5 protein-coding genes and 2 tRNA genes are annotated in these 6,206 nt (G+C 71.7%); 6 read left to right on the top strand and 1 reads right to left on the bottom strand.

The window, feature by feature from the left end:
* Nucleotides 1-277: 277 nt before the first annotated feature.
* Both ACIWQI_RS14720 and ACIWQI_RS14715 read left to right on the top strand, forming a co-directional pair.
* The gene (locus ACIWQI_RS14720; protein ID WP_396658530.1) at nt 278-640 is read left to right on the top strand and encodes a hypothetical protein; all 363 of its coding nucleotides are present in this window, start codon (nt 278-280) and stop codon (nt 638-640) included.
* A gap of 132 nt (nt 641-772) precedes the next feature.
* Nucleotides 773-1,735, top strand: a complete 963-nt coding sequence (locus tag ACIWQI_RS14715; protein WP_396658528.1) for a hypothetical protein — start codon at nt 773-775, stop codon at nt 1,733-1,735.
* A 4-nt stretch (nt 1,736-1,739) separates the two neighbouring features.
* Here ACIWQI_RS14715 and ACIWQI_RS14710 read toward each other — a convergent pair whose 3' ends face one another.
* The gene (locus ACIWQI_RS14710; RefSeq protein WP_396658526.1) at nt 1,740-3,305 is read right to left on the bottom strand and encodes a phytoene desaturase family protein; all 1,566 of its coding nucleotides are present in this window, start codon (nt 3,303-3,305) and stop codon (nt 1,740-1,742) included.
* Nucleotides 3,306-3,336: 31 nt separating this feature from the next.
* Between ACIWQI_RS14710 and ACIWQI_RS14705 the strand changes: the two genes are divergently transcribed.
* The 4 genes from ACIWQI_RS14705 to ACIWQI_RS14690 all read left to right on the top strand — a co-directional run bounded on the left by ACIWQI_RS14705 (nt 3,337) and on the right by ACIWQI_RS14690 (nt 6,071).
* Nucleotides 3,337-4,143 (top strand): inositol monophosphatase family protein, encoded by an 807-nt coding sequence (locus ACIWQI_RS14705; protein WP_396658525.1) that lies wholly within the window; start codon nt 3,337-3,339, stop codon nt 4,141-4,143.
* 161 nt (nt 4,144-4,304) lie between these two features.
* Nucleotides 4,305-5,834, top strand: a complete 1,530-nt coding sequence (locus ACIWQI_RS14700; RefSeq protein WP_396658523.1) for a peptidoglycan DD-metalloendopeptidase family protein — start codon at nt 4,305-4,307, stop codon at nt 5,832-5,834.
* Between the two features lie 67 nt (nt 5,835-5,901).
* A tRNA-Thr gene (locus ACIWQI_RS14695) sits at nt 5,902-5,973 on the top strand.
* A 24-nt stretch (nt 5,974-5,997) separates the two neighbouring features.
* A tRNA-Met gene (locus ACIWQI_RS14690) sits at nt 5,998-6,071 on the top strand.
* The last annotated feature ends 135 nt before the right edge of the window (nt 6,072-6,206 follow it).

Genomic DNA, 6,206 nt, shown 5'->3' with positions numbered 1-6,206 from the left:
GAGCGGAGCGGGATTCGAACAGCGCGCGGAGCGCGCGAGTTCGATGGGCCCACCGGCGCGGAGGCTCCGCGTCCCGCACAGCGGGGCGTGGAGAGCGCCGGGGGACCCTCACTCGCCACTGACCGAATGAGGGCTCCGCGCAGCGGGGCCCTCGTTCGGTCTCTGGAGCGGAGCGGGATTCGAACAGCGCGCGGAGCGCGCGAGTTCGATGGGCCCACCGACGTAACGAGCAGTAACGGTCGCCCGGTGCCAGGTGCGCCGTGGCTACCCTCGGCGCATGACTTACTTTCCTGAGATGCAGTCCGCGACGCTCGCGGAGATCGATCCCGCTGTGCATGGCCGGATCCTGAAGCGGTCGGCTTCGCTGAACGGCGTGGACGTGACCGAGGTGACGTTCCGCGTGGGCGCGAAATGGTCGGAGGATCTGAAGGAGTACGCGGGCACCGAGCTGTGCGAGCTTCCGCATGTCGCCGTGGTGACCGCGGGGACGCTTGCGGTGCAGATGCGCGACGGATCCCTGGTGGAGTTCTCCGAGGGGGACGCCATGCTCCTGCCGCCGGGCCACGATGCGTGGACGGTCGGAGACGAGGACTGCACCTTCGTGGAGTTCTCGCGGGGGAACGACTACTACGTCGCGTAGCTGCCGCTGATCTCTCGCGACCGGTTCCTGCACAACCGGGGTGGTCGGTGCGGTTTCCTCAGCGGGCGGGTGGCAGAGGCATCCGTCGCACCCTGCGTGTCAGGATGAAGGGGCAACGAGAGAGGACCGCCCATGAACGAGCCGCCTTCCGTCCCGCCCACCACCGAGCCGCCGGGGCCCTCGCTGCTCAAGTCCGCGGTCTGGGTGGCCATCGGAGCCCTCATCGCCGCTGCGATCGTGTGCGTGATCTGGGTGCTGGTAGGTCCGCAGAACGACATCATCGGGCGCGCGTTCCTGACGATCCTGCTGCTGGCGGGCTTCGCCGGCGCCGCCATCTTCGACGCGCAGGTGGCACCGCGGCGCCCCTCCTGGTACGTGCTCGCGAGCATGGTCGGCTGGGTCGTGGCGCTGCTGGCCGGAGCCTTCAAGATCTGGCTGCCCGCCGACGGCATGTGGGGGATCGGCTTCTCGCGCTTCGCGCAGTTCGTCGCGATCGTGCTCGTGATCCGCCTCGCGCTGCTGCACGTATCGCTGTACATGAAGTCCTACCGGCGGAACGTCACCACCTTCACGAGCGTGATCGCCGTGGTCACGATCGCACTCGTGGCGATCCTCGCGGTGATGCTGATCATCCCGCTCACGTTCACCCGCGCCTACGAGTATCCCGAGCTGTACTGGCGGTTCGTCGTGGCGATCACGATCCTCGCGGCCGTCGGCACCGCGCTCGTGCCGCTGATCAATGCCCTGAACTCTCCGCGCGTGACGCGCCGGCCCGCACTGCCGCAGGCGCAGCCGGCGCCCGTCGCGCAGCAGCCGTGGCCGACCTACGTCGACGGGACGACGCCGCTGCCGTACTTCCCCGACGGCTCGCCCGACTGGAACGCCTACTACACGGGGTATCCGAGCCCCGGGGCGCAGGCGTTCGCGCCGATCGGCCAGCAGCCCCACCTGCAGCAGGGGATGCCTCCGGCGCAGGCGCCGCATCCGGCTCAGCCCGCGCCGCCGCCGGCGCAGCCGGCGCCGCCCGCACCGCCGCAGGGCGCGTATCCGCCGCCCCCGCCCCCGCCGCCGCTGCCGCACCAGCCGCCGGAGTAGCCCGTCAGCCCAGCAGCTCAAGCGCCGCCATCGCTGCGTTGTGGCCGCCGATACCGCTCACCGCGCCGCCCCGGCGCGCCGACGAGCCGCAGACGAGCACGCGGTCCACAGGTGTCTCCACGCCCCAGCGCCGGGCAGGCGTGTCGAGCGCGTCGCCGTCTTCTGCCCAGGGCCACGACAGCGGGCCGTGGAAGATGTCGCCTCCGGCCATGCCCAGTGAGTCCTCGAGGTCGGCGGTGGTCCGCGCCTCGATGCAGGGTGCGCCGTCCGGAGCCTCGTGCACAAGCGGGCGCAGCGGCTCGCCGAGCACCGAGTCCAGGCTCCGCTCGGCGGCGGCGAGCAGGTCGTCGCGGCCGATCCCGCCGGCGACGAGCCGGTGCGGCACCTGCAGTCCGAAGAGGGTGATCGTCTGCGCCCCCGACGCCTGCAGCTCCGGCCCGAGGATCGACGGGTCGGTGAGCGAGTGGCAGTAGATCTCGGCGGGCAGGGGAGAGGGGATGCCTCCGGCCGCCGCCGTCGCGTGCGCATCGTCGAGCTGCGACATCGTCTCGTTGATGTGGAACGTGCCGGCGAACGCCGCCTCAGGCGGCACGTGCCCGTCCCGAAGGCGCGGGAGCCGGCGCAGCAGCAGGTTGGCCTTGAGCTGCGCCCCCTCCGGCCGCGGGGCATCGGCGACGTCCGCGCCGCCCGCACGCAGCAGGTCGCGCAGCACCGCGGCCCCCACGCCGCTGAGCACGAGGCGCCCACGCAGGGCCGACGAACCCTCCACGGTCACCTCGCCGTCGGGCGAGACGGCCGTCACCGTCTGTCTCGTGCGCAGCTCGGCACCCGCCGCGCGCGCGGCGCGCTCCAATTCGGCGGTCACCTGCCCCATGCCGCCGACCGGGACGTCCCAGTCCCCGGTTCCCCCGCCGATGACGTGATACAGGAAGCAGCGGTTCTGCCGCAGGCTCGGATCGTCGGCATACGAGAACGTGCCGATGAGACCGTCGGTGAGGGCGATGCCGCGGGCGATGTCGGAGTCGAGCGAGGCGCGCAGCAGATCGCCCAGCGGAGCCTCGACGACGCCGTGCCACAGCGCGTCATCGCCCACGCGCCGCCGCAGTTCGCGTGGGTCCGGAAGCGGTTCGGTCATGGACGGGAACACGGCGCGCGCGAGCGGGGCGAGCCGCTCGGAGAAGGCGGCGAACCGATCCGCCTCGCCGTCGGAGACCACCCGGGCGAACGCCGCGCGGGTGGCCGCGGCATCCATCGTGTCGACGAGGATCCCGCGGGACGGGTCGTGCGGATCAGGCGTATAGGAGGAGTATCGGCGCCGGCGCAGCTCGAGCCGCAGCCCCAGGTCGTCGACGATGCGCCCGGGCAGCAGGCTCACCAGGTACGAGTAGCGTGACAGCCGGGCGTCGACGCCGTGCCACGGGCGCTCCGAGACGGCGGCGCCGCCGAGGTGGTCGAGCCGTTCGAGCACGACGACGCTGCGGCCCGCGAGGGCGAGATACGCGGCGGCGACGAGGGCATTGTGACCCCCGCCGACGATGACGACGTCGTGGGTGGCGGCTGCGGCATCCATCCCCCCACGCTAGACGGGTAGCGTGGCGAGCATGAGCCAGGAGACCGAGCTGCTCGAACTCGCCGTCGACATCGCATGCGAGGCGGGGCAGCTCGCGCATCGCCGCCGCTCCGAGGGGGTGGCGATCGCGGCCACGAAGTCCGCGCTGGCCGACATCGTCACCGACGCCGATCGCGAGGTCGAGCTGCTCATCCGGCAGCGGCTCAGCAGGGAGCGCCCCGACGACGGCTTCCTCGGCGAAGAGTCGGGAGCCGAGGGCGGGGCGTCGGGCATCACCTGGGTCGTCGACCCGATCGACGGCACCGTGAACTACGCGTACGGGATCCCGGTGTACGCCGTGAGCATCGCGGCGGTGAGCGGGCAGCCCGACCCCGAGCACTGGACGGCGCTGGCCGGCGCGGTGTTCGCCCCGGCGCTCGGTGAGCTGTTCACGGCGGCCCGCGGGGAAGGCTCCCACCTCGGCCGCGAGCGGCTCGCCGTGCAGGAGCCGACCGGAGGCGCAGGCGCCCTGCTCGCCACCGGGTTCGGCTACGACCCCGCCACCCACGCCGGCGACCTGGCGCGATTGGCCCGGGTCATGCCGCTCGCCCGCGACATCCGGCGGATCGGGTCTGCCGCCATCGACATCTCGTATGTCGCAGCCGGGCGGCTCGACGGGTACTTCGAACGCGGCATCAACCCGTGGGACCACGCGGCGGCGGGCCTTGTCCTCCAGGAGGCGGGCGGCCGCATCGGGGGCCCCGGCGGACGCGCGCCGAGCACCACGATGACCATCGCCGCCGCGCCGGAGCTGTTCGCCGCGATCGAGCGCGCGCTCGAGGCCGATACCGGAGTGTGAGAGAAAACTCACCGACATACGGGTTTCGCACATGGCATTCCCAGAGTGACCGCGATAGTGTTTATGCGTTCGTTACCTTTGCCCGCCCGAACGGCAAGGGTCATCGAAGCCATTGACCGCCCGTTGCCCCCCGCGTGCGACAAGACCCGAAAGCCTGGCGCTTGCAGTTCGAGACCCCCCAGGACGCGACCGCGCCCTTGCGCCGATCGCGCCGCATCTCCGACGCGCCTGCGGCGGGCCTCGCGGGCTCCTCGGGCGGTCGGGCCGAGCAGCGTCGACGGGTCGTCGACGGGTCGATGCGACCGGCGGTCGTGTGGGCCAAGTCCGGTCCTGCGCCGGTCGCCGAGACGGCGGATGCCGCTCCCGCCGTCGCACTGACGGCCGCTGCTTCCACGGTTTCCGCGCCTCCTGCTTCCCCGCCGGCTGCTTCCCCGCCGGCTGCCGAACGCCCGCTGACGCGCCGCGAGGCGCGAGCCCGCGCCGCAGCCGCTGCGGCTGCCGCGACGCCGGTTCCGGCGCCGGTCGCGCAGGTTCCGGCCGTTGCCGCGCCGGCTCCTGCCGAGGTCATCGAGGAGATCGTCGAGCCCGCGCCGGTCGAGCTCACCGTCGTCGAGGCGCCCGCACGGAGCCTCCTGATCGTCGACGCTCTCCCCGTCACCGAGCCCTTCGAGCTGATCGAGCCGGTCGACATCCCCGCTTCCGAGTCGGCCGATGCCGACGCGCCGGAGGTCGGCGACGGCGAGCCGTCGCAGCCCGCCGAGTCCGAGGCATCCACACTCTTCGCCGACTTCGACGGCGACGAGTTCGAGGCCGCCGCCCGGCTCTTCAGCTTCACGGGCGAGACTCCCGTGCAGCCCGCGGCCCCTGGGGACGACGCGGAGGGGCCGGCCGACGACGCCGCACCCGCCGAGCACACCGCGCCGCGCAAGAAGAAGCCGCGCCGGGTGATGCCGGCGGGTTCGTCGTTCAAGCGCATGGCGACGGCGTCCTTCTCGGTCGGCGCGATGGCCATCGCCGGCCTGCTCGCGGTCGGGATGACCACCCCCGCCGGCGCCGTCGCTTCGGCCGCCGCCAGCCCGCAGAACCCGGCGACCTCGGTGCTCGCGAGCGAGTCCGCGATCGAAGCGGAGGACATCCAGGCGTACGTTGCGCCCGCCGAGGTGGAGAACGCCGAGCTCGAGCGCGAAGAAAGCTACGAGATCGCGTCGCTCGCCGACATCGCGAAGGCCGACGGCATCAACCACACCTCGTCGCTGTACTGGAACGACCCGACCGCGGCGATCCAGTGGCCGTTCCCGGTCGGTGTTCCGATGAGCTACGGCTACGGCATGCGCTGGGGCCGGATGCACACCGGCATCGACCTGACGCCCGGCAACGGCGCGAAGATCCAGGCGATCGCCGACGGCGTCGTGCGCTCGGCGAGCAACGCGACCGGCGGCTACGGCGTCAACATCTACATCGACCACATCATCGACGGCAAGGTCATCACCAGCCACTACGCGCACATGCAGTACGGCTCGATGCGCGTGCAGGCGGGCGACCACGTCAAGGTCGGCGACATCATCGGCGTCGTCGGCAACACGGGCCACTCGTTCGGCGCGCACCTGCACTTCGAGATCCTGGTGCAGGGCACCCTCGTCGATCCGCTGGCGTGGATGCGCAAGAACGCCAACCGCGCGTCCCTCGGCTGAGCCGCGAGATTCAGAGGGATGCCTCGGCTCTGATATTCTTTTCTGGTTGCCCGCGCGCGGGTGACACGCCCCGATAGCTCAGTGGCAGAGCACTTCCATGGTAAGGAAGGGGTCGTCAGTTCAATCCTGACTCGGGGCTCGCAACCTCCTCTCGGAGGATCGCGGCAGGGTAGCTCAGTTGGTGAGAGCGCACGACTCATAATCGTGAGGTCGCGGGTTCGAGCCCCGCTCCTGCTACAGATCGGAATCCCCGGTTTTCGGCGGTTCTGTCGTCACCCCGCCCCGCGCGAGCGGCTGCGCCGGATGAGCACGTCGGCCGACACCGCCAGCAGCACGATCACTCCCTTCGCGACGAGCTGCCACTGCTGACTG

The sequence above is a fragment of the Microbacterium sp. genome (genome assembly GCF_044508325.1).
In the GTDB taxonomy this organism is placed as follows: Bacteria; Actinomycetota; Actinomycetes; order Actinomycetales; family Microbacteriaceae; genus Microbacterium.
Note: the sequence above shows the minus strand (reverse complement) of the source record. Positions and strands in the feature narration are given on the sequence as shown.